This is a genomic window from Mucilaginibacter sp. SG538B (assembly GCF_013376065.1).
Lineage (GTDB): Bacteria > Bacteroidota > Bacteroidia > Sphingobacteriales > Sphingobacteriaceae > Mucilaginibacter > Mucilaginibacter rubeus.
This window is the reverse complement of the sequence record NZ_JABMJI010000001.1, coordinates 894,444-919,850: the sequence shown is the minus strand read 5'-3', so window position 1 is coordinate 919,850 and position 25,407 is coordinate 894,444. Positions and strand designations below refer to the sequence as shown.

The window sequence follows — 25,407 nt, the reverse complement described above, 5'->3', positions numbered from 1 at the left end:
ACCTTTCACCTGTATTCCAGAATATCCCCCGGCTGGCAGTCAAGCGCCTTACATATGGCTTCGAGTGTTTCAAAACGGATGGCTTTCGCCTTGCCTGTTTTTAGGATAGAAAGGTTTGATATGGTGATCCCTACCCTGTCGCTCAGTTCATTTAATGACATTTTTCGTTTTGCCATCATCACATCAAGATTTACTATTATCGGCATGACTTAAATAGTTAAAGCTTGCTCCTCTTTAAGCCTCGCCCCTTGCTTAAATGCTTCGGCCAGGATAAATATCAAGATAGCAAATACCAGCGTGCCAAAATTAAATGCCGATGTATTAATGATTTTTAGCGGCACATGCAATTTAGCTATTAACACCTGATAGGATACCTGCTGCCCTATATAATCAGTCAATGTAAACAGCAATAACAGCATCCCTGTGCTTTTGATCAGCCTAATACATCGCTGCTCAAATAAAGTACCCTCTACAATATTTACAATAACCTTATTAACAAGATAGGCTATTCTTATTACTATCAGAGTTGTAATAAGTATCAGCCCAGTTTCAATCGCGTTTAATGGCCAGCTTACAGATATATTATCATTATTAACTACTATATCACTGTTTATAATTATATTCTTTAAAGTATAGTTTTCACCTATCTTCATTTCGCCCCCATTTTTTTGCGAAATGAAGCTTCCGTCAATAGTGGCTTGCAATGTTGGCCCGTATCTTTTAGCGCCATCTATTGTACCCATTCCATCATTGTATCCATCCTTAAACCCCTGCCAGAAATCGGCAGCCATATTCTGAAAAACAAACAAACCAAACACTATATAAACAAGTATTTGCAGGGCACGTACCTTTTTCATTACACTACAATATTAATTCAATTCAAATAAAAACAATATTTATTAAATAACAAAATAAATTCATTGTTTTACAATAAATTTTATGCGATATACATAAATTTAAAATTTTGAATATAAAATTTTACACTGGTATTGCTATTTCTGATTTATATGTTTTATTTTAGAAACAAAATATTAGCTTTGCACGTTCTATTCAGAATATAACGAATAGAGAGGTTTATTAAATAGATGAGACAACTCAAAATAACGCAATCCATTACCAATCGCGAGTCGCAATCGCTTGATAAATATCTGCACGAGATTGGTAAGGTAGACCTAATAACCGCCGAAGAAGAAGTAATTTTAGCGCAAAAGATCCGCGAGGGCGACCAGGCGGCATTGGAGCGTTTAACCAAAACTAACCTTCGCTTTGTTGTATCTGTTGCTAAACAATACCAAAACCAGGGCCTCACACTGGGCGATTTAATTAACGAGGGTAACCTCGGCCTGATTAAAGCCGCCAAGCGTTTTGATGAAACCAAAGGCTTTAAATTTATATCATATGCTGTATGGTGGATCCGCCAGTCAATATTGCAGGCTATTGCCGAGCAATCGCGTATTGTGCGTTTACCGCTTAACCAGGTAGGTTCATTAAGTAAGATCAGCAAGGCTTTTTCAAAACTTGAACAGGAGTACGAGCGCGAACCATCGCCTGAAGAACTTGCTGATATATTGGAGACCACTGTTGATAAGATCTCCGACACACTGAGTAACTCTGGTCGCCACGTATCAATGGATGCACCGTTTGTACAGGGTGAAGAGAATACATTGCTTGATGTACTGGAAAACCAGGAACCAAACACCGATTCGATCCTGATCAATGAGTCATTATCTGAAGAGATCAAACGTTCACTATCAACCTTAACTGAGCGCGAGCGCGAGATCATTGTATTGTTCTTTGGCTTAGGCACCAACCATCCGCTTTCATTAGAGGAAATTGGTGAGAAGTTTAATTTAACCCGCGAGCGTGTGCGCCAGATCAAGGACAAAGCCTTGCAACGCTTGCGCCATACTTCAAGGAGCAAGATCCTGAAATCATACTTAGGTTAATCAAAAAATTTAAAGGAGATATTAAAAGCCACCAGTTATGTAACCGATGGCTTTTTTATTGGTATGGTTAGCTGCGATGTAATGACTGCCCCTCAACGACTAATGACGATTTATCAAAATGACTTAATGGCTAAATAAGCCGCCTGTCAAAACTAAAAGGTTCTCTTTTTAAAAGTTTCACTCCAAAAGACTCGGGATGCGAGGGGTTAAGCAGATAGTTATTTTCGGCAGGGACAATTGAAGAGGGTACTTTCATTAATAAATACTCCTGTTTTTTAAGAAAGGCATCGCCAAGTTGGCGCAAAATTACCGGACCGGATATATCACGCCAATCTTCAGGTAATTGCTCAGCCTCCACAGTGATTATTTTACTATCCGGCACTTCTATTTCAGTAAGGCAATAATTACCCGGAATTACCAGCGGATCCAAATGCACCAACACCTCAAGCACCGCTAATGATCTGGAGGAAGCAAGGTAAAGCATCGGTTTACCTTCGCTATTCCAGCGACCGCCATATAATCGTGCTCCGGTGCCGCTCAGATCGGCCGCATAATTACATTTGGTAATACGGTAAAGTATCATCAGGCGAAAATACCGTGCTCAATACGGCCAAGCTCCTTGAAAACCATGTCGAAGCCGGCAGATGTATCCAGAATAGTAACCGGTGCCTCACCTCTGAAAACCAACGACGGCGTTTTGATCCAGATCTTGAATTTATCCATCGATTCAAAAACCTCCTCGCCGCGGGTATAAAGCCGTGCAAGCTCAATAGCCTTTTCGGCATATTCGGTTTTGATGATAACATCATCCTCGTAGCGCTGTAAGGTGCGCTCGGAGATATGCAGTATATTGGCAAGCTCCTGGATATTAAGGGAGATTTTTTTTGCCAGGGAAAGCAAGGCGCTTTTAGGGAAACCCTTACGCGCCAGGCTGATGATATCAAAATCAGAGGATGCTTTTAACTGTTTTGAGCCGTTCAATAAACTATAAAACGAAGGCATAGCTCCCTGAACAACATACGCTGCCATGGGCTCATTAACCTCATTTTTAGTATCTGGTTTTGATTTATACGACATATATACAAATATAATTACCATTTGTCGTATTTACAAATATTAAGCCAACAAAAAAAGCGATAGGTTTTAACCTGTCGCTTTTCTATATCGTTTGGTCATTTTGTCATTAAGTCATTGACCTTACCAACGATTTAATGAGACAAGAGTCCAATGACTTAATGACGATTCATCGAATGACTCAATGACCTAACTTATTCTGCTATTATCAAAAAATAGTTCTTCTTACCTTTTTGAGCTACGATGAATTTATCGCCAATCAAAGCATTTGCATTATAAACATCATCGGCAGTACCTATTTTAACTTTATTGATAGCAACACCACCGCCTTGTATCATCTTTTTAGCTTCACCTTTTGATGCAAAAACAGCCGTTTTCGCCGCTAACAGATCGGCAGCGTTAATTCCCTGCTCTAATTCGCTTAACGCTATGGTATAGTTAGGCACACCGGCAAACAAACCCAAAACCTCAGCTTCATTCAGTTCGCTCAAAAATTCGATGCCTATATTACCAAACAAAAACTCCGAAGATTTTATTGCTTTTTCGTATTCAGCTTCGCCATGTACGCGAATCGTAATATCTTTAGCCAATGCTTTTTGCAATACACGTGTATGTGGTGCGGCATCATGCTCAACTTCCATCGCTTCAATAACATCACGACCAAGCAGAGTAAAAATGCGGATATATGATTTGGCGTCAACATCGGTAGTATTTAACCAAAACTGGTAAAACTGGTATGGCGAGGTACGCTCGGCATCAAGCCAAACAGCACCGCTTTCGGTTTTTCCAAATTTTGTACCATCTGCTTTTTTGATCAGGTTGGTAGTTAAGGCAAAAGCCTCACCGCTGTCTTTACGACGGATAAGCTCAGTACCGGTAACGATATTTCCCCATTGATCGCTGCCACCCATTTGCAATGAGCAGTTATGATACTTCCACAGGTAGTAAAAATCGTAGCCCTGTACCAACTGATATGTAAATTCGGTGAATGACATACCGGTATCGCCCTCCAAACGTTTCTTCACCGAATCTTTGGCCATCATATAATTAACCGTAATGTGTTTGCCTACATCGCGGATAAAATCAAGAAAAGTAAAGTTTTTGAACCAATCGTAATTGTTCACCATTTCGGCGCTGTTGGCACCGGTGTTAAAATCAAGGAAACGGGTAAGCTGTTTTTTTACAGCTTCCAGGTTATGCTGTAGCACATCTTCTGATAATAAATTACGCTCGGCCGATTTACCCGACGGATCCCCCACCATGCCGGTAGCCCCACCAACCAAAGCATATGGTTTATGACCTGAACGCTGAAAGTGGATCAGGGTCATGATCTGGGTAAGGTGACCAACATGCAATGAATCGGCAGTTGGATCAAACCCGATATACCCCGAAGCCATACCTTTATTTAACATATCCTCGGTTCCGGGCATTTCGGTATGCAGCATGCCGCGCCAGCGTAATTCTTCAACAAAGTTCATATCAAGTTCTGTTTCAAAAAGGTGCAAATATAAATGAAATTGATACACTAATTTTCACTAATTGAATCGAATTTCACTAATTGCAGATACCCCCTTTGAAAAATTCGTGTAATTCGATTTAATTATCTATTCGTGAAAAAATCCGTGCTTATATAGGTTAACTACAGGTAAAATCTGTTTCAAATAATTACTTATATTTTGTATCTTGAGCAAAACCGGGTATTTTGCAAGGCAAGGCTTATGAATTTTTTATCGCATTTTTATTTCGACAGGGATACGACCAACTGTTACCACGTGCTGGGAACGGTGCTGCCCGACCTGCTGAAAAACGCCGATAAAAACATCATCCTTCATCCCGAAAAACTGCACCACACTGATAACAAGGTTAATTCGATCATAGCAGGATGGAACAAACACCTTGATGTCGACCGGTATTTTCACTCATCTGCTTTTTTCACCACCCGTTCGCATGAGCTTAAAAAGTTGTTAGCCCCGGCCTTAATAAACTCGCCGGTAAAACCATTTTTTTTAGGGCACATCGCACTTGAGTTAATTATTGATAACCTGCTGCTGACCACTGGCAAAATAAGTGTCACTGAATTTTACGACCATTTAGAAGGTTGTCAGGACGATAAAATAAAAAGCTTTTTAACCTTTGCCGGGCTTGAGGATACTGCCGTTTTCTTTAAATTTTATGAAGGTTTTAAAAAAAGCCAGTATCTGCATACTTATGCCGAAACGCACCAGATTGCCTATGCATTAAAACGGATCTGTATGCGCGTTTGGAAAAACCCATTCACACCAGAGCAGGAGGTGATCATGGATGAAATATTGAGCAGTTACCGCGAGGAAATGCTGAATGATTTTATGCAGATTTTTCAAGAGATAGAAAATAAACTCAACGCAAATTAAAGTTTGTCTTTATATTTACTTGTTAAAAAACCTTATCTCAATGAAAAAAACAATCTGCATACTGTTATCGGTATATTCAATTTTAACCTACTCCTGTAAAAAAGACAAGAAGGAGACCGCATCGATAATAGGAAAATGGTATTGGGTTGAGCAAACCTATGATGATTACACTAATGATAAATTGACTGATCATCGTGATTATACCACTACGCTTGACCCGCTTAGTTATTTTGAATTTAAAGTCGATGGCACATTCATTGAAAATCCCCAAGATCGTAATGGGCTTTTTGAATATGGCAAATATCAAATTGCTGGCGATAGCTTATTTGTAAAAAGGGATATTGACCAAAAAGCCACTCGGTATGCTATAAAAAAAATTACAAGCTCAAGCCTGGTCATACATTTTTCTGGCAGTTCCTCTATATACCGGGGAGAAGTAGAATACACTATGAAAAGGCAATAATTATTTGTTAACTGGCCTTAATATTAAGACTTACAAGAGTGGCAATTAGTATCAAAAGTTATTCTAACTCGTTTCTGACCTAAAATTGCCTGAATATAAGCAATTAACATTAAAAAATTTCTTTTTTCAATAAAATATATCCGTACCTTTGCAGTCCCAATTAACAAATTGGGAAAAGGAGAAAAATTATTTAATGGCAAAAAAACAAGAAGCAGAAAAAGAATTAAAAGCGAAAGAAGCTGAACTGGGTACAGTTAAAGCGGCTGGCGAAAAAGAAACTATTGAATCAGAAGCTGATTCAATATCAATTGAAGAGATCAAATCAAAAATCGCGGCTACACCAAGCGAAGATTTCGACTGGGATGCTGACGACAAAAAATTTGGTAACTACAGCGATGACGACCGTGAGAAATTTGAGAAATTGTATGATGGAACTTTCAGCTCTATCACCAAAGGCGAAATCATCACCGGTACTGTTGTTAACGTTAACAACAAAGATGTTGTACTTAACGTAGGTTTCAAATCAGACGGTTTAGTATCAGTATCAGAATTCCGTGACACACCTGATCTGAAGATCGGTGACAAAGTTGACGTTTTTGTTGAATCGCAGGAAGATGCTAACGGTCAGTTAGTACTTTCACGCAAACGTGCAAAAACTCAAAAATCATGGGAGCGCATTAATTCAGCCCTTGATAACGATGAAATCATCACCGGTTTTGTTAAGAGCCGTACTAAAGGTGGTTTAATTGTTGACATTATGGGCGTTGAAGCCTTCTTACCTGGCTCACAGATCGATATCAAACCTATCAGGGATTACGATGTGTATGTAGGTAAAACTATGGAATTCAAAGTTGTTAAAATCAACCACGAATTCAAGAACGTTGTGGTATCGCACAAAGTGCTTATCGAAGACGATCTGGAAAACCAAAAAACTGAAATTGTTGCTCGCCTTGAAAAAGGTCAGGTATTGGAAGGTACCGTTAAAAACATTACCGACTTTGGTGTATTCATTGACCTTGGTGGTGTTGACGGCTTACTGCACATTACAGATATTTCATGGGGCCGTATTGAGCACCCACGCGAAATTTTATCATTGGATCAAAAAATCAACGTTGTTGTGCTTGACTTTGATGATGAGAAAAAACGTATCGCTCTTGGCTTGAAACAATTAACCCCTCACCCTTGGCAAAGCCTTTCTGAAGATATTCAGGTTGGTTCAAAAGTTAAAGGTAAAATCGTTACCGTTGCTGATTACGGCGCATTCCTTGAAATCATCCCTGGTGTTGAAGGTTTGATCCACGTATCAGAAATGTCATGGTCACAAAACCTGCGCAACCCTCAGGAATTCCTGAAAGTTGGTGACGAGATCGAAGCTCAGGTATTGACTTTAGACCGCGAAGAGCGCAAAATGTCATTAGGTGTTAAACAATTAACTCCTGATCCATGGCAAAACGCTGCTGAAAGGTACGCAGTTGGTACTCAGCACGTAGCTACAGTTAAAAACATGACCAACTTTGGTGTATTTGTTGAACTGGAAGACGGCATCGACGGCTTAATCCACATCTCTGACCTTTCTTGGTCTAAAAAAGTTAACCACCCTAACGAATTCACTAAAGTTGGTGAAAAATTAAACGTGGTTGTACTTGAGCTTGATGTTGAAAACCGCAAACTGAGCTTAGGCCACAAACAGCTTGAAGAAAACCCTTGGGATACTTTTGAAACTATCTTCACTATCGACTCGATCCATGAAGGTACTGTTATCAAAGTAACCGACAAAGGTGCTATCGTAGCTTTACCTTACGGTGTTGAAGGCTTTGCGCCAACCAAACACTTAGTTAAAGAAGACGGTAAGAGCTTAAAAGCTGAAGAAGCTGCTGAATTCAAAATCATTGAATTTAACAAAGAAAACAAACGTATCGTTATTTCACACTCACGTATCTGGGAAGAAGCCCGCGCTGATGCCCGCGTACAGGAATTTGAAAACCGTAAAAAAGAAGCAAAAGCTGCTACTAACGCGGTGAAAAAAGTGAAAGATTCTGTTGAAAAATCAACTTTAGGCGATCTTAGCGTATTAGCTCAGTTAAAAGAGCAAATGGAAGGTGCTGAAAACAAAGCCCGCAAGGCTGCACCTGCTGCTAACAGCTCTGAAGAAGAAGCATAATTTTAGCTTAAGCAATTATATAAGCCCCTTTGGTTATCCGGAGGGGCTTTTTTTGTTTCCCTTTCATTTTATTGCGCTCATTTGCAATGAGCGCTTAATAGGGCTTGGCAATTGTATTGCCCGTGGCGTTATAAACGCAAACCCGTGTTATGCACTCGTTAAAAACGAGCGCGAATTAGTTTTGTATATTTGGGATATGACCACCGGCGAAACCAACCTCAATACCCTACTTAAAAACATGACACCCGTAATTAATGAAGGTGACTATGTTTATTTCACAACATCATCATTAAGTAACATTAACACTGATGCTATCATAGCTTTTTTTTTAAAGAACAGGAAGCCGTAACCCTCATTCTAAAAAAAGAAACAGACGATAAGCTAAATCTTGAATACAGCTATATTGCCGCCTGGATCACTTTAACCATCCATTCATCACTGGAAGCGCCTGGTTTAACCGCTGCATTTGCAACTGCGCTGGCCAATGAAAATATCAGCTGCAACGTAGTAGCTGCTTATTATCATGATCATATTTTTGTGGCGAAAAAAGATGCAGAAAGGGCGATGTTGACTTTAAGAAAACTTGCCGAATAACTGAATTGTAAAAAGTCTCCCCTATCGGGGGAGATTTAGAGGGGGCTTTTGAAAACAAATTATTACTTTTGCCCAAATCCACCCATACGATGCAAAATCTAACACTGCTCGACGGACAAAAGTTTCAAATTACCATACAACGTTTATGTCGCCAGTTAATTGAAAATCATAACGACTTTTCAAATACAGTATTAATTGGTATTCAGCCGCGTGGCATTTATTTAGCCAAACGCGTTGCAGAAGAACTTAGAAAAATCCTTCCCGATAAAAACATACTGCAAGGCGATCTTGATATCACCTTTTACCGCGACGATTTCCGCCGCCGCGAATCACAACTGGTACCTAATCAAACCAAAATAGATTTTATTATTGAAGGTAAAAAAGTGATCATGATGGATGATGTGCTGTGGACAGGCCGTACTATTCGCGCCGCTATGGATGCCATGCAGGCATTCGGCAGGCCGGAGAAAATAGAGCTACTGGCTTTGGTTGATCGCCGTTACTCGCGCCACATCCCGGTATCTGCCGATTATGTGGGTATCGAGGTCGATTCTATCGCATCGCAAAAAGTAGTAGTAAGCTGGAAGGACACTGATGGTGAGGACAAGATCGTTCTTGTTTCAGAGGTACAGGAATAAAATATTATAATATACACAAAGCGTCATTGCGAGGTACGAAGCAATCCCAAATTGTACAGAGCTATCATGCAAGAAGTCTCTGCTAATCGGGGATTGCTTCGTATCTCAATGACGGAATAAAAATAAAAATTCAGAAATCGAACATCCGAAATCCGAAATCAAAATAACATGGCAGGACTGAGCACACGACACTTATTGGGTATAAAAGATTTGAACCAAGCAGATATTGAGCTGATATTTGAAACTGCCGATACTTTTAAATCTGTTTTAAACCGACCGATCAAGAAAGTGCCGTCGTTACGGGATGTTACCATCGCTAATATTTTCTTTGAAAACTCAACCCGTACCCGTTTATCATTTGAACTGGCCGAAAAAAGGCTTTCGGCTGATGTGATCAACTTCGCGGCCTCATCATCCTCTGTAAGCAAAGGCGAAACGCTGATCGATACAGTAAACAACATCCTGGCTATGAAGGTTGATATGGTAGTAATGCGTCATCCGTACGCAGGCGCCGGGATCTTCCTGTCAAAACATGTTAAAGCACAAATCGTAAACGCAGGAGACGGTGCACATGAGCACCCTACCCAGGCCTTGCTTGATGCTTTCTCTATCCGTGAAAAATACGGCGATGTAGCTGGAAAAAAAGTGGTGATTGTGGGCGATATCCTGCACTCACGCGTGGCACTTTCCAACATCCTTTGCCTTAAACAACTGGGTGCCGAAGTAATGGTTTGCGGCCCAACCACGCTTATTCCAAAATACATAGGCTCGTTAGGTGTAAAGGTTGAACACAACCTTATTAAAGCCCTTAATTGGTGCGATGTTGCCAATATGCTCCGCATTCAGCTGGAACGTCAGGATATTAAATATTTCCCTTCACTAAGGGAATACACCATGCTTTTCGGGCTTAACAAAACCATTCTGGATTCGCTGGATAAAGAAATCACTGTGATGCACCCCGGCCCTATTAACCGTGGTGTGGAGATCACCAGCGATGTGGCCGACAGCAAACAGTCTATCATTCTCGACCAGGTAGAAAATGGTGTTGCCGTACGCATGGCTGTACTTTACCTGCTGGCCGGACAAACACCAACCATATAAGCGCATGTTTCAGATATGAAATTCAATTTTAAAACATATCTGAAACATACTTACAAAACCGAACTGGTTTATCTTGCCGTTATTGTTGCACTGTATTTTTACGACCACAACAATATCATCTTTCTTTTATTTTTCCCGTTCTCGTTTGTACAGGGTTACTATCGTTATCAGTATAAATTAACCCAGGCCGAAAAACTTAAAGCCAAAGGCCTCACCGAAGAGGACATCGACAACATTAGCTTTGTAAAAAAGTGGGAGCACTCGCGCCAACGCGGTATGTGGAACTATTGTATCATCGACGGCGGGTTTATTTTCGGATTGGCAATATCCCTTATCACAAGTGTAGCCTGGCTAATTTTCAAAGGCAAAGACATGCACACATTACTTGCCGAACCCGGCGATATGTTTGCTTTTATCGGTTTTAATTATATCATCGGAGCCGGTATTGCCGTTATCATATTCCGTATGAAATGGAAATACAATGAGAAACGTTTTGTGCGCCTAACCGATCCTTTGGCCGATAATTACTTTGCCAAAGATTACCAGGATATTTAAGTCAGTAGTCGTAAGTCAACTTTTCCCTTCAGGATAAAGACTAAACGACATTAATTAAACACGAATTATTTCATGAAACTCAGGTTCTGCTTTATCTTACTTTTGTTTATCCCGGGCATAGCCTTCGCCCAAAGTCATCAGCAATTTAAAACCGATTCGGTATTTGTACTGGTGAAAAAATTCTTCAACGCCAAGCAGGCCGACTCCATTTATGCTTTAACCGGGCCGAACTTCAGGCATGCCGTAAGCGCGGGCCAGTTCCGTAGTCTTACCGAGCAACAATTATTCCCCTTAAATGAAATTAAAGGCTCAACAGTAATCAGCTTCGTTAACAATAAGGTAAGCACTTACAAACTGGTATTTCAGTCGGCAACATTGCAACTGCTTATGAGCCTCGATGCAGGTAATAAAATTGAACTTTTTCTGTTTCAGCCATTTAAAGATGTCACAGCCGATAAAACCACACAGGTACCTACCTCCAACAAACTGCTCAACCCAATGGATAAACAGGTTGATGAAATTGCCCGCCCGTATATTCAAAAAGTAAATACAGTAGGTTTGAGCATAGGCATATTAAAAGACGGACAGATCAGCACTTATAATTACGGAGAAACCGCCCGCGGCAATAACCAGCTACCAACGGGCAATACAATCTTCGAAATTGGTTCTATTACCAAAACATTTACCGCTACTTTACTGGCTTATTACGCCAACGAGGGCAAAGTAAAGTTAACTGATCCCATAACCCAATACCTGCCCGATTCAGTAAAAACCAATGTCGCACTGAATGATATAACTTTGCAAACGCTAAGCAATCATACTTCGGGGTTGGCAAGGATCCCGGAAAACCTTCAGTTTGATTCTGCCAGTGCAGCAAATCCCTATAAAAGTTATAATAAAAGGCTACTGTTTAGTTATCTAAAAACCTGCAAACTCAACAGTAAGCCAGGAGAACAATACGCATACTCCAATTTGGGAGTTGGTTTATTAGGAATGATACTATCACAGGTAAGCGGCAAAACATTTGATCAGATGGTGCAGGAAGTGATCTGCAGTCCCTTGGGGATGAAAAATACAGTACAGCATTTAAGCGCTTTACAACTGCCCCATTTTACCAAAGTATACAGTCAATACGGGAATGCAACAGTAGCCTGGGATTTTAACGCCCTTGCCGCCTGCGGGGCCCTCCATTCAACGGTAAATGATTTGCTGATATATGCAAAGGCAAACATGGCAAATGGTACAGACAAGCTATCAAAGGCTTTTGAGCTAACCCACCAAATCACCTACAGCAAAGATGCCAAAATAGCCCTCGGCTGGCACATTATTTTGGTTGATGGTGTAGAATACATTTTCCATAACGGTGGCACTTACGGCAGCAGTAGCTTCCTGGCTTTTAATGCTGATAAGAAACTGGCAGTGGTTATACTATCCAATGCTGCTGAAAGTACGGATGCTGTGGGGACGGGGATTATTAAGAAGTTGCAGGCGGAGGGGAAATAGAACAAAAGAAACAGGGATTATGCGATTCCCCTCTCGAGAGTAATGGCCCATGAATTGACAGTTCCCTCCCTTGGGAGGGGTGCGTTAGGATTCTGCGTTGGCAGGGAGGGGTTTCTACGCCTTGATAACGATTAGGTATCTCGCTTAAACCCCTCCCTACACCCTCCCAGGGGAGGGAATCGCTCAATCCCCGCCCTTAAATTTCTCTAATTGTCTAATGCTGGTCTATTACTCTCAAGGGGGGAATTTAATCACTCGCATAAAAAGAGCCCGAAAACTTTTCAGTTTTCGGGCTCTTTTCTCTTCGCACTATCCAAAAGGCTGAATCTAATCGAACTTCAATTTATTAATATTTCAAGGTCGATCCGTTCCTGATCTCGTCTGAAGCTACTTTTACCAGCTTGTCATCAGGTTTCAGGTCGCCACCGAAGATCTCGATACTATCGCCATTACTCAGGCCTTTTTTAACATCAACCCAAACGGCCTTATGATCAACAACTTTTATCACAAACACCTTTTCGGTCGAAGTTGCTACGGCTGTTTTAGGTACAACATAAGTACTGTCGCCGGCAGGCAATGGTACACTTACTTCGGCAAACATGTGCGGGATCAGCTTTTTGTCTTTATTGTAAACGTCCATTTCTAAACGTTCGGCACGTAATTTTTCATCAAGTGCACCTGCTATACGTTTTACCTGGGCGGTAAATTTTTGGCTTGGCAAGGCTCTTACGGTAAAATTAACTTCACTTTTGTTGCTCAATGCGCCTGTGTAAATTTCAGGCACTGATACCACTAAACGTAAACGGCCCTGATCCTGAACTGTAAACAATGGATCGGTACTTTTTCCTCCTGGACCAACATAGGCACCCAAGTTAACGTTACGACTGGTGATCACGCCATCAAAAGGGGCGCGGATCTCCAGGTAAGCCAAATTAGCTGATACTTCTTTTAAGCCGGATTTAGCGGCATCAATATTAGCCTGGTCGGCGTTCTTTTTAGCTTCGGCTTGCTCCAGGTCGTTTTGCGAAACAGTACCCGGCGTTTTGCTGGTGCTTACCAACCTGTCATAGGTGGCTTTGCTGGCAAAGTAAACCGCTTCAAATTGTTTAATGCGAGATTGCGCCGCAGCCAATTGCGAGTTAATTTCCGGCGCTTCAAGCACAGCCAATAACTGGCCCTGCTTAACTTCTGAACCGATATCAACCAAAAGCTTTTTAACATAGCTGTTGGTTTTGGCATACAGGTCAACCTGTTGGTAAGGGATCAGCTCACCGGGTATGGTGATGTTGCTGCTTAACCTGCCTTTAGTTACCGGCACAATTTGCACAGTTGGCGTTTCAACAGCTTCCTGCTGCTCCTGCTCTTCCTGTTGTTCTTTCTTTTCTTTATCATCCGAGTGGCAGGCACTCAATGAGCCTATTGCCATTGCTAAAACGGCAAGCAGCAATATCGATTTATTTTTTAGCTTATTCATGGTGGTGCAAAGGGACATAAAATTTACTTTCTTTATCTTCCGGGTCTAATGAAACAGATTGGGTAGTGGCATTACCTTGTACCCAGGCAAAAACCAATGGTAATATCAGCAGCGCAGCAAAAGTTGATGCGATAAGTCCACCGATAACGGCGCGACCTAATGGTGATGTTTGATCACCGCCTTCACCTAAGCCCGATGCCATCGGGATCATACCTACAATCATGGCTAAACTGGTCATTAATATAGGGCGAAGACGCAAGGCCACCGCTTCACGGGCTGATTTTAGTGCATCACCGTTGTGCTTGCGTAATTCCTCGGCATTGGTGATCAGTAACACGGCATTTGAAATAGATACACCTACCGACATGATCATCCCCATGTATGATTGCAGGTTAAGCGTAGCGCCGGTGATCTTAACCAACAGCAATGAACCAAACAATACAGCCGGCACAGTTGATAATACCACCATCGACATTTTGAACGATTGGAAGTTTGCAGCCAGCATCAAAAATATCACCAATACGGCTACCAATAAGCCCGATTGTAAGCTGTTCAGTGTATCGGTAAGGGTTTGGCTCATGCCATGCATCTCAACTGTTAAACCGCGCGGCGGTTTGCCTAATTCGTCAATGGCTTTCTGTACATCGTTAGTTGCCGTACCCAAATCCTTTTTGTTGATGTTTGCTGTTACGGATAATGTGGGCACAGCGCCTACGTTATCGTTTTCGCCAAAGGTGGTACCGGTTTTAACATCGGCCACATCTCCCAAAACAGGGCGTACCTGATTTGCTAATACCGGGATCTCCTTAACATCGTTCAAACTGGCCATTTGATATTCAGGCACCTGTACCTGCACGAGATAACTTAGATTTGATTTTTCATCGATCCAGTTATTCTTTTCGGTAAACCTTGATGATGATGTTGAAGCTACCAGTGAACGTGAAATATCATTTAAACCTACACCAAGCTGTGCCGCCCGCTGCCTGTCGATATTGATATCGATAGTTGGGTAATTGAACGACTGGCCTATCTGCACATCGCGCAGGTATTTGATATCTTTCAGTTTATTGATAACCTTAAAAGCGTAATCAACGTTTTGCTTTTTGTTTTTACCGGTGATGGCTACTTCGATAGGAGTTGGCGAACCCTGGCTCAGGATCTTATCTGTTAACTCAATTGGCTCAAATGATAGTTTAACATCGGGTAACTGTTTTGCCATCTCATGCCTGAATTTTTCCTTCAGATCATCAAGATTAACTTTATAATCCTCCGTTAAGCTTACCTGCATAACAGACTCCTGCGGACCAGCCATAAACAGATAGATAGGGTTAGTTGAGAATGATGAAGGGTGCGAGCCAACAAATGTCGAAGTTATAGCTATGTGGTTTTTACCCACAATATCGCCCAATATGTGTTGCGCCTTAACAGCTATTAGTTCTGTACGCTCTAAACGGGTACCATCAGCAGCCCGCAAACGTACCTGGAAGGTACCTGAGTTTACCTTAGGCAGTACGTCACGGCCTATGATATTGAATAACAGGAAAGCAAGGCCAAAGGCAACGATTACATAAACCGTTACCAGTATCTTGCGGTTAGGCAGCATGCGGTCCATCAGGCGCATAAAGCTGTCTCTGAATTTGTCAAAGCGGGTTACCTCGTCGCCTGTATGTTCAAGGGCAGCCTTCATGGCTTTTTCTTTTTGTTCCCATGGCTCACCTTCATCCTCCAGTGCAAAACCATCTTTATGGCTGTGGTCTTCATGTTTGTTTACCATGATCCAGTTGGCCATGATTGGTACAAAGGTTTGCGCCAGGAAGTAAGATACGATCATCGAGAAACCGATAGCCAGCGCCAACGGCAGGAACAATGCTCCCGGAATCCCGTTCATGGTAAATGCAGGTGCAAACACCGCCAGGATACAGAACAGGATCAACAATTTAGGGAACGCGATCTCCTTACAGGCATCCCAGATAGCCAAAGCTTTCGGCTTGCCCATATCAAAATGCTGGTGAATATTCTCAATTGTCACCGTCGACTCATCCACCAAAATACCTATCGCCAGCGAAAGCCCGCTAAGCGTCATAATATTGATGGTTTGGTGTGCCAGCGACAGGAAGAAAATAGCCGAGATAATACAGGTGGGGATAGTAAGGATCACGATAAGCGCCCCGCGTTTATCACCTAAAAACAGCAATACCATAAGCCCGGTAAGTACCGCCCCTATCGCGCCCTCTTCGGCCAAACTTTTTACCGCGTTAATTACATAAACCGACTGGTCAAACACGAACGACAGCTTCACATCATCGGGTAGTAAGGCCTGGAATTTTGGCAATGCTTTTTTCAGGTTTTGCACTACTTCCCAGGTTGAGGCCGTGGCCGATTTGGTGATTGGCAGGTAAACCGAACGCTTACCATTAATAAGTGCATAGCCGTTGGTGATATCGGCGCCATCTTCTATAGTGGCAACATCCTTCATAAATACGGTTTGGATCCCATTTTTATAAAGCGGGATATCTCCAAAATCCGGGATTTTCTTTATCGTGGTGTTTGAAGGTGCAAGGTAGTTGTAATCGCCTATACGCACGTTACCTGCCGGGGTGTTCTGGTTATTCTCGCGCAGGGCGGCCACGATCTGGTCGGGTGTTAAATTGTGCGAGCGTAACAGGTTTGGATCGACCTTAATCAGGATAGTACGCTGGTTACCACCAAAAGGAGCCGGCGCAACAAGGCCGGGGATTGAGGTAAATGACGAACGTACGTAAACCAAAGCATAATCGAGCAATTCGTTATTGCTTCGGGTAGCGCTGCTCAACACCAGCTGACCAACCGGCAGCGTTGAGGCATCAAAGCGCAAAATGAAGGGTGGCTGCGAGCCCTGCGGGAATGCGGCCTGCGCCCGGTTGGTGTAACTCGTGACCTCCGCCGCGGCCTGAGCCATGTTTGTGCCCTCGTAAAAAGTAACTTTTATTAACGTTAAGCCTTGTATGTTTTTTGTTTCGATGCTTTTTACGCCCGATACGAAAAGCAACAGGTTAACATATTGCTTACCAAAGTAAGCTTCCATTTGGTTTGGGGTGAAACCGCCGTATGGGTGCGATACATATATAACCGGCAGGTTCAGATCGGGAAATATATCGATCTTGATAGTCCGTACCGCATTTATACCGAAGAAGAACAGCCCGGCTACTATAACCAATATGGTAATTGGTTTTTGCAGCGCCCCTTTTATCATTCCCATTGTATATGTGTGTAACTGTTAAAAATTATTGATAAAAATCCCGAAATCGCCGGTAGCTGCTGATTTGAACAGCAGCGCCTGCCATACATTGTTCAGGGCTATGTATTTGTCAACCTCGGCCCGGTTAAGGGTATAAAGCGCCTGTGTAAAATCAACTATATTTGATAGTCCGTTTTTGTACAGTGTATATTTTTGAATGTAAGCGTTGTTAGCGGCCGATACTTCAACCGGTACCTCGTTTACATTTTTAAGGGCATTGCTTATGCGTGTTTCGGCCAGGGTACGCTGCGCTTCCAGTTGCTTATCAACCAGTTCGTAGTCGTTTTTCAATTGCTCTGAAGTGAACTTTTGCGATTGAACCTGGTAGTGCGTCCTGAAAACGTTTGTAAAGTTCCAAATCATGCCAATACCAAACAGATAGTTATAACGGGTTGGATCAACACCTGCACCATAGCTGCCGGTATAGCTTGATTGATCAACGCCATAATCCGACTTAAAGCCCGATCCCCTGCCCTGGTAAACACCAAACAAGCTAAAGGTTGGCAAGGCGAAAGTGCGGAGATATTTAGCCTGCTGATCGCTCACGTTTACCCTGTTTTGATAGAATTTCAAAGTTGGATGATCGGTCGCGGCAACAGCACTTAACGCTTCCAGGTTATTGGGCTGCCTGGTAATGAAAGCGCTATCCAATTGAAATTCCTGCGCGGGTATCCCTAAATAAATAGATAGCTGATTACTTTGGTCCTGCACGGCTTGCTGTGAGTTGGTAAGCGCTATTTTGGCATTAGATACCTCGGCATTGGCCAATGATGAATCCACGCCCGGATTTAAACCGTTCTTTACGCGGGCAACTACTACCTTTTGCAGTTCCATCGCACGGTTGAGGTTATCCTGCTGTGCTTTGGCAAGTTGCTGAGCCGCAAGGAGGTTTAAGTAAGTAGCAGCAACACGTACCTGGTGCTGAAATTGCTCCTGTGCAAGATCTGTTTCATCGCGCGATACGATGGTTTTCTGTACGCCGATCCTTTGCTTTGATCTGCCGAAGGCGAAAAAGTCCCAGCTAACGTTGGTTAAATAGAGGGCCCCAAAAGCGGCATTCCAGTTCTGTTTGGCCAAAGCTGGCCCCGATGAGGATACCGACAAGCCACGGTAACCATACGATGGTCCGTTTTGGCCGTTCACTGTTCCGTAGTCCTGCTGCGCGGAGAAATTTACATCCGGCAGATACTCCGTTTTTGTTTCTTTGAGGTATGCCTTAGAGGCGTTAAGCTGGTTTGCCTTCGACTTGATGGAAGCATAGTTAGCAAGGGCCATTTGTTCAGCATCCTTAATGGAAAGGACTTTTTGCTGAGCTTGTACGTGTAAGACATATGAAACACTCAAAAAAAACAGGAGTAATTTTTTTGAATTTGTGTTTAACATGAGGTGTATTTTATACACGGCAAATGTATATCTATATGATTCATGAAAAAAATGAATTAATTTTGTGTAAATCATTAGCAAAACTAATAATGAATATTGCACTACATCATTTCAGGTTAGTTGATACTATTTCAAAAGAGGGTTCGCTGACCAAAGCAGCAAGCGCTTTACACCTAACTCAATCGGCCCTGAGCCACCAGTTAAAAGAGCTGGAAAAGGAACTGGATATAGAGGTGTTCCATCGCCAGGGAAAGAAGCTTCAGCTTACCGAAGTGGGTTATCGTTTTCTACGAAGTTCGGAAAAAATATTGGCCGAAATACGCACCCTTGAAGAAGATATTAACAACTATAAAAATGGCAAAACAGGCAAGCTCAATATCAGTATGCAGTGCTATACAGCGTACCACTGGCTGCCTGGTGTAATTAAGGATTTCAAGAGCCAATGGCCTGATATTAACATAAATATAGTTTCGGATGCCAGCCGCCGACCGCTCGAATACCTCATGCGTGGCGACCTTGACCTGGGTATTGTGCGCACCCAAATGGTGAACACACAAATCGTTTATGAACCCATTTTTGAAGACCGCCTGATATGCATTTTACCGGCCGATCATCCGCTTGCAAAAAAGGCCGTTATTGACATCTGCGACTTCCAGGATCAGGAGTTAATTCTGGCTCTTTATGACCCCTCTTACCAGGAGACTCCGGTCATCGAAACGCTGATCCAGGAGCAGCATGTAAAGCCCAAAACACTTAACCGGATCCACTATACTGATGCCACTATTGAGATGGTAAATGCAGGCCTCGGAATAAGCGTTATGGCCGACTGGATAGTGAAACCATACCTCCCCGGTAAACACATTGTTACAAAACCATTACATCACAGTATAGCAAAACGCACGTGGTATGCCGCTACTTGTAAGGATACACCGGTAATTCAAAACTTTTTGAGCTGTCTTAAGAACCATTTCTGCAAAACTGAGTTATTGTGCAATGATGTTGAAAAGGTTGCTGCTTACCCCGAATTGCGTGCGATATAGCCTGCTGTTATTTATAATATTTATTGTAAACGGCCTTCATGCACAAGTTGTATTAAGGCCGTTTCCGCAACATTGTAAGTATACTTCCGGTACAATCAAGCCCAATCACCTCAATCAGCAACAGTTGGATAGGCAGGTAACCAGTTTTTACGATCAATGGAAACACAGGTATATAAAACCGGGCTGCGATAAAGAACAGTTTTATGTTTGGTTTGAAAAGCCCGGGAAAGAGTGCGTATCCGAAGGGCAGGGTTACGGTATGGTGATTACCGCGCTAATGGCCGGGTATGATAAACAGGCAAAAACCGTTTACGACGGCTTGTATAATTATTACAAAATTCATCCGGCCAAAGCATCCCCTTATTTAATGGCCTGGGCCCAACTAAAAAACTGCAAAAACCACGACCGGGATGCTGCCACCGACGGCGATATGGATATCGCTTACTCCCTCTTATTGGCCGATAAGCAATGGGGCAGCAAAGGCAATATCAACTACCTGCAGGAAGCCAGAAACGCGATGGCGGCAATTATGCACTATGAAATCAATCCTAAAACATTTTCTGTTTTATTAAGCGATGGCAGCGACGGAGATAGCGAAGATTATTACGATATGCGCGCGTCTGATTTTATGCCTGCCAATTTCAAAGCATTTGAAAGTGCCTCAAAAACCGGTAAATGGCAGAAAGTCATTGATAACAACTACCTCTTATTCGGCTATCTGCAAAAAAACTACAGCCCGGATGCAGGCCTGGTGCCCGATTTTATCAGAGGAATAAAGACTAAAGCCCGGCCTGCTCAGCCCAACTACATGGAGTCAAAGTATGATGGTTATTATAATTACAATGCATGTCGTGTTCCATGGCGCATAACAACTGATTATTTACTATATGGCGATAAGCGCGCAAAAGCTTTTGTAAACCCGATAAACCGATGGATCAAAGAAACTACCAACGGCGACCCTGATAATATTTCGGCAGGGTATACGCTTGAAGGAAATGATATTAAAGGGCGATACTTTGAAGCATTGAGTTTTATTGCTCCCTTTACGGTATCTGCCATGGTCGACAAAAGTAATCAGCAGTGGCTTAACAAGGTATGGGACTATCTCGTGGCTTTTAAACTGAAGGATTATGATTATTACGATAATACTATCAAAATGTTGGATATGATTATTGTGAGTGGGAATTATTGGAAGGTGGAATAGCGCCTCCAACTGTTCATGTCATTGCGAGCGTAGCGTGGCAATCGCACGGAGGCAAGGCCGCTCTGTATAGTATGCGATTGCCACACTACGCTCGCAATGACATGGTTTTAATTACTCATAATCCAACAACATTTCCGCCGCCCTTAAACCACTGGTAAGCGCAGCCTCAACAGTCCCCATAGCTGTACCCTCATATAAATATTCGCCTGCAAAAAACAAGGTATCGCCTATTGGATGACTCAAAATCTTCCTTGCTTCAGCCGTTTCTGTGGTATCGTAGCTGTATGATCCGCGCGAAAATGGATCGACTGTCCAGTTGATTACATTCCAGGTGAGGAGTTTTTCTTTCAGCTTCGCGATATCTATCTTAAAAATATTGGAGATGGAACCAAGTGCTTCTATCAAAACATCCTCGTCGCTGGTATTCAAACGTGCGGCTGCAGGCGGACCACCGAGCCAGCCGGTAAGCAGCGGGCGATGTACCGGCATTTGGGTCCACCAAACCGGGATTGCTTCATTTGAAAACAGAAAGCCCATATCTTCCAGATCGGCACCAGTCATTTGCCGGGTTTCATCACTGTACCAAAATGCTTCGTCAAACTCAAGTAACACTTTGATCACCGCTCCAAAGCCGAGCGATTTTAATGCCTTAATATAATAATCAACCGGTGGGTCAAAACTTAGTGTCCCCTTCAACCCGGCTTCTGCCTGTAAAATCCCAAGCGGCACAGCAACCAACAATTGCCGGGCCTGATAGGTGATACCTATGTCAGTACTTACCGTAACATGATGCCGGCCCCAGTCGATATCTTTCGCGACAGCATTAAGATAAATATGCCCACCAGCCTGTTTAAACTCATTTGCGAGGTAGCTGATTAACATGCAATAACCACCTTCTATACGATATTGTGCATCCTCATGTTCATTTTGCCATTCTTTACGGATAGAAAAGGCGCTGGCTTTTTTGGGATCGGCGTTGTCATATCCCGACACATATCCCCGCACTGAATCGCGAAGACCTTCATACTGCTCGCCCGAAAACTCCTGCTGCATGAACGCTTCAATGCTCATGTCATGCTTCAGCTGCATAATGCTTTCCAGAAACTCGTCCCAATGTTCAATAACGTGTCCTTCGGCTATAAACTTCCCGTCCTCATACTTCCACATGGAGGCCGAGGCGGGGGTGTATTTAATGCCGGCTTCATTAAGCAAGCTTTGGGTTATAGGTAAATCGCCATGAATAAATTCGGCACCCAGCTCTGCAGGTTCTAAAGATGTACCATGTTCCAGCGTATGGATCCGACCTCCAAGTCGGTTACGCCCTTCAAGCAATACAATATTCTTCCCAGCTTTGGCAAGCGTACGGGCGGCCATCAAGCCGGCTGCTCCTCCTCCAATGATAATTACATCTGTATTTTCCATATGTAAAATGCGTTGAGCAAGATAAGCAGATTTTTAAAGCTCCGCCTGTATGACAAGTCATTCTTAAACAAAATTTAACTTTGAAAACAGAACGCGGCACAAGTCCCCCCAACCACTATCCAAACACACAAGACTTGCGCCAAAGACAAAAAGCAAAGGCTCAAAGCCGCTAAGAAAAAATCTTTGCGTCTTCGCGCCTTTGCGAGAATATTAAGTTTAAAAAGTTTTACGGTAGCGTTATCACCTGCTTATCCAAATTCCAGCCTTCAAGTAATATCGTTGGTTTTACCATGCCCAATTTGGCTACAGGAGCGCTAACGGATACCGTGATGCTTTCACGCGGCGCCAAGCTAAAGTAATTGCCTGTCCAGTAGCTTGGCATTACCTCCTCACCGTTTTTCATCAATTGCGGGCGGACAAAAAATGCCAGTTGATTGGAGTTATTGGTGAACTGCATAGTCCATTTATTTTCACTTACTCCTTTTTCAGCTTTGATCACTTTGCCTTGTACCTGCGCATGTTTCATATCATTCAATGATGTAAAGTCATCAGTGGCCGATAACCAGTAAACATTATGTGATACATTTTTGCCTGTGGCATTAGTTAAGTTTAATACAACAAAGCTTACGCCTTTGGTATTGGCAAGTGCATCTTTGAGCTGGATCACTTCCTTAACTCCGGTTTGTGCTAATCCTACATTGCCAACCTTTTCTGATTTTATCAGTTTACTGTTGATATCATAAATATCGGCCGTTGCAGTTAAGCTGCCTGTTGCATGGTGCGTACGGTTGATGACAGCTATCGATGAATTATCATAATTATATTGAATGTGAACAGGTTCGCAAGCATTTTGCATTGTATAGTAGCCTGCGTTAGGTTCAAGGTACCAATCGTAGATCTGCCATATTACACTTGGCAAGGCCGCATTTAACTTCCAGAGCATTACGCCGCCGGTTTCGTTCAGTTTATGACCATCGGCTTCAAAAATACCCTGGTAGCCTACGGCGTTCATGAGCTGCATCTTGTCCGAAAAATTAACGATGCTACTTGGTTTGCCATACCTTTTGGTCATTTCTTCATAATACTTATCATATTTACCGGCTCCGGTTGCCGCGTCATGGTAGCCCCATGAATTATTAAGCGGGAATGGCAAATTTGTATCCCAAACCAAATTAGGGATGATCTTTGGCAGAGTAGTATAAGGCGGCTGCGACGGTAAGCCTGTTTCATCCTTAAATACCCAATCCTTAGCATCATCGGCCAGCTTATAATAGTCTTTAGGATCCTTCCACTCGTACGGGCCACCGCTGTAAACACCCGATGGCATCTCATCAGGCCACGAGCCCTTCCAGCCGGCAGGCAGTTTGGCAAAACCCGATGAACTTGGAATGAACGGACGCGTACCATCTAAAGTGATGATATCATTACGCATTACATCATATAGCTCTTTACGGGCATGGCCTTCGTTCCCTCCTGTCCATACCAATAAACTCGGATGGTTACGGATGCGATAGATGGTACTTTCTACGTTTTTGATGAATACGTTACCTGCCAGCGGCCAATCAGGCGAACCTTTAAATTCGCCTTGGGTATCGCCGGTGATCCAAAAATCCGACCATACCATCTGCCCGTATTTATCGGCAGCATTCCAGAAAGCGTCCGGCTCAGTAACGCCACCGCCCCAAATACGTACCAGGTTAACATTAGCATTGCGGCACAGGTGCATCTCATAATCATAACGGGCCGAATCGCGGTTCACCATCATATCCGGTACCCAGGCGCCACCTACCAAATGCACTTCCTTCCCATTAACATAAAACTTACGGCGTACAAAACCATTGGCTGTAGTTTCGGCTTTTGAGGCCACCTTGCGGATGCCAAATACAAAAGTGGTATCGTCACTTACAGTATTCCCTTCAGCGTACTGCATACGGATCCGGTATAAGTTTGCTTTACCATAACCGTTAGGCCACCATAATTTAGGCTGATGGATTATCAGCTGGCTAATCTTATCGGCATTTAAGTCGACCGCTTTTTCGGCACCGGCTGGTACAACCACAGACTGGCTAAACTGAACCGGTACGCCTGCAAAATTTTCGGGCTTTATACTGATGGTGAGTTTACCACCACGCGTTGCAGTTGTATTGTTTGTTAATGTCAGGTTTAATGAAAGCTTTGCTATGCCGGTATCGGGCAGGTTTGGCAGATCAGTAACCAGTTTTGGCCTACTAATAGTCACGGCACCGCTTGTACGCAGAAAAACCGGCTGCCAGATCCCCATATTACGGTCGCGCACGGGCGGGATCCAATCCCATCCTGATGAGCAAAGCATAGTTACGTTTTTGCCGATATCACCCGTTGGCCCCCCATTTTCATAAAACGGACCGAGGGCTTTCAACTGCTCCTTTGCAGGATATCCCGGATAATCAAGCGGATAAATTTTTACGGCAAGGGCATTTTCAGCACCAGCTTTAACTATATTGCTTACATCAAGGTTATGTTCAGCAAACATACCAGCCATCTGGGTACTGTCGGCAATTTGCTTGCCGTTAAGCCATACAGCTGCCCGGTAGTTGATACCTTTAAAGATCAATTGGAAACGACGGCCTTTATCTGCGGCAGGCACTTTAAAAGTAGTGCGGTACCAGTATGGTTTTTTCCAGGGATTAGGGTCATTGGGTAAATGACTGTATTGTTCCAGGTTATATTCTTTATTAAACTGATCGGAGGCATCAGGGATCAGCATATTATTAAGGCCCTGGTATGGGTCTGGATAAATGTGATTGGCCACCAGTCCGGTGAGTACTGTAGATGGTACTTTTACAGGAAACCAGTATACCGGCGAGTGGTATTGTGTATTGGAAAGTTCAGTGCCTGGTGCACTTACCAAAGCCGATGATTGCAGATCGAAATTGCTTAATTTAACTTGTTTTACAACTCCTGATTGTGCCGAAACAATGGCGGGTAAAACACAGGCTGCCATAACACTTAAAGCAGAGCGGATACTTTTGTTCATTTAGTATATCAATAAATAAGTATGGCAAAACTACTTAACATACAACCAGATACAGCGGTACTTATTTATCAATTTATTGTACAAATGATACGTTTTGGGGCTTTAGTAATCAATTTACCAGTTTCTTATCAAGACAACCTCTGTCCTTGTTAAAACGGTTAATGAA

The 25,407-nt window shown here is 42.8% G+C and carries 22 protein-coding genes; 12 read left to right on the top strand and 10 right to left on the bottom strand.

The annotated features are described in order from the left end of the window. Positions 1 to 5: 5 nt before the first annotated feature. Together FHW88_RS03515 and FHW88_RS03510 are read right to left on the bottom strand one after the other, a co-directional pair. A complete protein-coding gene (locus FHW88_RS03515) occupies positions 6 to 206 on the bottom strand; it encodes a helix-turn-helix domain-containing protein (protein WP_090531574.1) in 201 nt (66 codons plus the stop codon). 3 nt (positions 207 to 209) lie between these two features. Continuing rightward, on the bottom strand, positions 210 to 857 hold the full coding sequence (locus FHW88_RS03510; protein WP_176623187.1) for a DUF2975 domain-containing protein: 648 nt from the start codon (positions 855 to 857) through the stop codon (positions 210 to 212). Positions 858 to 1,085: 228 nt separating this feature from the next. Between FHW88_RS03510 and FHW88_RS03505 the strand changes: the two genes are divergently transcribed. Then, positions 1,086 to 1,946 (top strand): RNA polymerase sigma factor RpoD/SigA, encoded by an 861-nt coding sequence (locus FHW88_RS03505; RefSeq protein WP_090466905.1) that lies wholly within the window; start codon positions 1,086 to 1,088, stop codon positions 1,944 to 1,946. Positions 1,947 to 2,076: 130 nt separating this feature from the next. Here FHW88_RS03505 and FHW88_RS03500 read toward each other — a convergent pair whose 3' ends face one another. The 3 genes from FHW88_RS03500 to tyrS form a co-directional block, all read right to left on the bottom strand. Further along, positions 2,077 to 2,529 carry an RES family NAD+ phosphorylase gene (locus FHW88_RS03500; protein ID WP_176623185.1) on the bottom strand — a complete coding sequence of 151 codons (453 nt, stop codon included), beginning with the start codon at positions 2,527 to 2,529 and terminating at the stop codon, positions 2,077 to 2,079. Next, the gene (locus FHW88_RS03495) at positions 2,529 to 3,023 is read right to left on the bottom strand and encodes an antitoxin Xre-like helix-turn-helix domain-containing protein (protein ID WP_176623183.1); all 495 of its coding nucleotides are present in this window, start codon (positions 3,021 to 3,023) and stop codon (positions 2,529 to 2,531) included. The genes FHW88_RS03500 and FHW88_RS03495 overlap by 1 nt, the downstream gene beginning before the upstream one ends. A gap of 191 nt (positions 3,024 to 3,214) precedes the next feature. Beyond that, a complete protein-coding gene (gene tyrS, locus FHW88_RS03490; RefSeq protein ID WP_176623181.1) occupies positions 3,215 to 4,498 on the bottom strand; it encodes a tyrosine--tRNA ligase in 1,284 nt (427 codons plus the stop codon). Between the two features lie 240 nt (positions 4,499 to 4,738). Between tyrS and FHW88_RS03485 the strand changes: the two genes are divergently transcribed. The 9 genes from FHW88_RS03485 to FHW88_RS03450 all read left to right on the top strand — a co-directional run bounded on the left by FHW88_RS03485 (position 4,739) and on the right by FHW88_RS03450 (position 12,425). Further along, positions 4,739 to 5,410, top strand: coding sequence for a hypothetical protein (locus tag FHW88_RS03485; protein ID WP_090531567.1), 672 nt, complete (start codon positions 4,739 to 4,741; stop codon positions 5,408 to 5,410). Positions 5,411 to 5,450: 40 nt separating this feature from the next. Further along, complete coding sequence (locus FHW88_RS03480; protein WP_090531564.1) at positions 5,451 to 5,873, top strand: lipocalin family protein; 423 nt, start codon at positions 5,451 to 5,453, stop codon at positions 5,871 to 5,873. 193 nt (positions 5,874 to 6,066) lie between these two features. Then, entirely contained in the window at positions 6,067 to 8,034 is a 1,968-nt protein-coding gene (gene rpsA, locus FHW88_RS03475) for a 30S ribosomal protein S1 (RefSeq protein WP_090531562.1), read from the top strand. A 196-nt stretch (positions 8,035 to 8,230) separates the two neighbouring features. Further along, positions 8,231 to 8,383 carry an ACT domain-containing protein gene (locus FHW88_RS30005; RefSeq protein WP_218117124.1) on the top strand — a complete coding sequence of 51 codons (153 nt, stop codon included), beginning with the start codon at positions 8,231 to 8,233 and terminating at the stop codon, positions 8,381 to 8,383. A gap of 5 nt (positions 8,384 to 8,388) precedes the next feature. After that, the gene (locus FHW88_RS30380) at positions 8,389 to 8,628 is read left to right on the top strand and encodes an ACT domain-containing protein (protein ID WP_410505617.1); all 240 of its coding nucleotides are present in this window, start codon (positions 8,389 to 8,391) and stop codon (positions 8,626 to 8,628) included. Between the two features lie 89 nt (positions 8,629 to 8,717). Next, positions 8,718 to 9,266 carry a bifunctional pyr operon transcriptional regulator/uracil phosphoribosyltransferase PyrR gene (gene pyrR, locus FHW88_RS03465; protein ID WP_090531558.1) on the top strand — a complete coding sequence of 183 codons (549 nt, stop codon included), beginning with the start codon at positions 8,718 to 8,720 and terminating at the stop codon, positions 9,264 to 9,266. Positions 9,267 to 9,434: 168 nt separating this feature from the next. Further along, positions 9,435 to 10,367 (top strand): aspartate carbamoyltransferase catalytic subunit, encoded by a 933-nt coding sequence (locus FHW88_RS03460; protein ID WP_090531556.1) that lies wholly within the window; start codon positions 9,435 to 9,437, stop codon positions 10,365 to 10,367. Positions 10,368 to 10,382: 15 nt separating this feature from the next. Next, a complete protein-coding gene (locus FHW88_RS03455) occupies positions 10,383 to 10,922 on the top strand; it encodes a hypothetical protein (RefSeq protein ID WP_090531554.1) in 540 nt (179 codons plus the stop codon). A gap of 72 nt (positions 10,923 to 10,994) precedes the next feature. Next, a complete protein-coding gene (locus tag FHW88_RS03450; protein WP_176623179.1) occupies positions 10,995 to 12,425 on the top strand; it encodes a serine hydrolase domain-containing protein in 1,431 nt (476 codons plus the stop codon). Between the two features lie 346 nt (positions 12,426 to 12,771). Here FHW88_RS03450 and FHW88_RS03445 read toward each other — a convergent pair whose 3' ends face one another. Genes FHW88_RS03445 through FHW88_RS03435 form a run of 3 tightly spaced genes read right to left on the bottom strand, consistent with a single transcriptional unit; the run spans position 12,772 to position 18,559 of the window. Continuing rightward, positions 12,772 to 13,899 (bottom strand): efflux RND transporter periplasmic adaptor subunit, encoded by a 1,128-nt coding sequence (locus FHW88_RS03445; protein ID WP_176623177.1) that lies wholly within the window; start codon positions 13,897 to 13,899, stop codon positions 12,772 to 12,774. Then, complete coding sequence (locus FHW88_RS03440; RefSeq protein WP_176623175.1) at positions 13,892 to 17,137, bottom strand: efflux RND transporter permease subunit; 3,246 nt, start codon at positions 17,135 to 17,137, stop codon at positions 13,892 to 13,894. Before FHW88_RS03440 ends, FHW88_RS03445 begins: the two co-directional genes overlap by 8 nt. A gap of 18 nt (positions 17,138 to 17,155) precedes the next feature. After that, complete coding sequence (locus FHW88_RS03435; protein WP_176623173.1) at positions 17,156 to 18,559, bottom strand: TolC family protein; 1,404 nt, start codon at positions 18,557 to 18,559, stop codon at positions 17,156 to 17,158. An 89-nt stretch (positions 18,560 to 18,648) separates the two neighbouring features. Between FHW88_RS03435 and FHW88_RS03430 the strand changes: the two genes are divergently transcribed. Together FHW88_RS03430 and FHW88_RS03425 are read left to right on the top strand one after the other, a co-directional pair. Then, on the top strand, positions 18,649 to 19,599 hold the full coding sequence (locus tag FHW88_RS03430; protein WP_175490051.1) for a LysR family transcriptional regulator: 951 nt from the start codon (positions 18,649 to 18,651) through the stop codon (positions 19,597 to 19,599). Continuing rightward, the gene (locus tag FHW88_RS03425) at positions 19,553 to 20,803 is read left to right on the top strand and encodes a glycosyl hydrolase family 8 (RefSeq protein ID WP_176623171.1); all 1,251 of its coding nucleotides are present in this window, start codon (positions 19,553 to 19,555) and stop codon (positions 20,801 to 20,803) included. The genes FHW88_RS03430 and FHW88_RS03425 overlap by 47 nt, the downstream gene beginning before the upstream one ends. Positions 20,804 to 20,914: 111 nt before the next feature. On the opposite strand, the gene FHW88_RS03420 is transcribed toward FHW88_RS03425, so the two are convergent. After that, entirely contained in the window at positions 20,915 to 22,234 is a 1,320-nt protein-coding gene (locus tag FHW88_RS03420) for a flavin monoamine oxidase family protein (RefSeq protein ID WP_410505616.1), read from the bottom strand. Positions 22,235 to 22,451: 217 nt separating this feature from the next. Further along, positions 22,452 to 25,241 (bottom strand): glycoside hydrolase family 2 protein, encoded by a 2,790-nt coding sequence (locus FHW88_RS03415; protein WP_176623167.1) that lies wholly within the window; start codon positions 25,239 to 25,241, stop codon positions 22,452 to 22,454. Between the last annotated feature and the right edge of the window lie 166 nt (positions 25,242 to 25,407).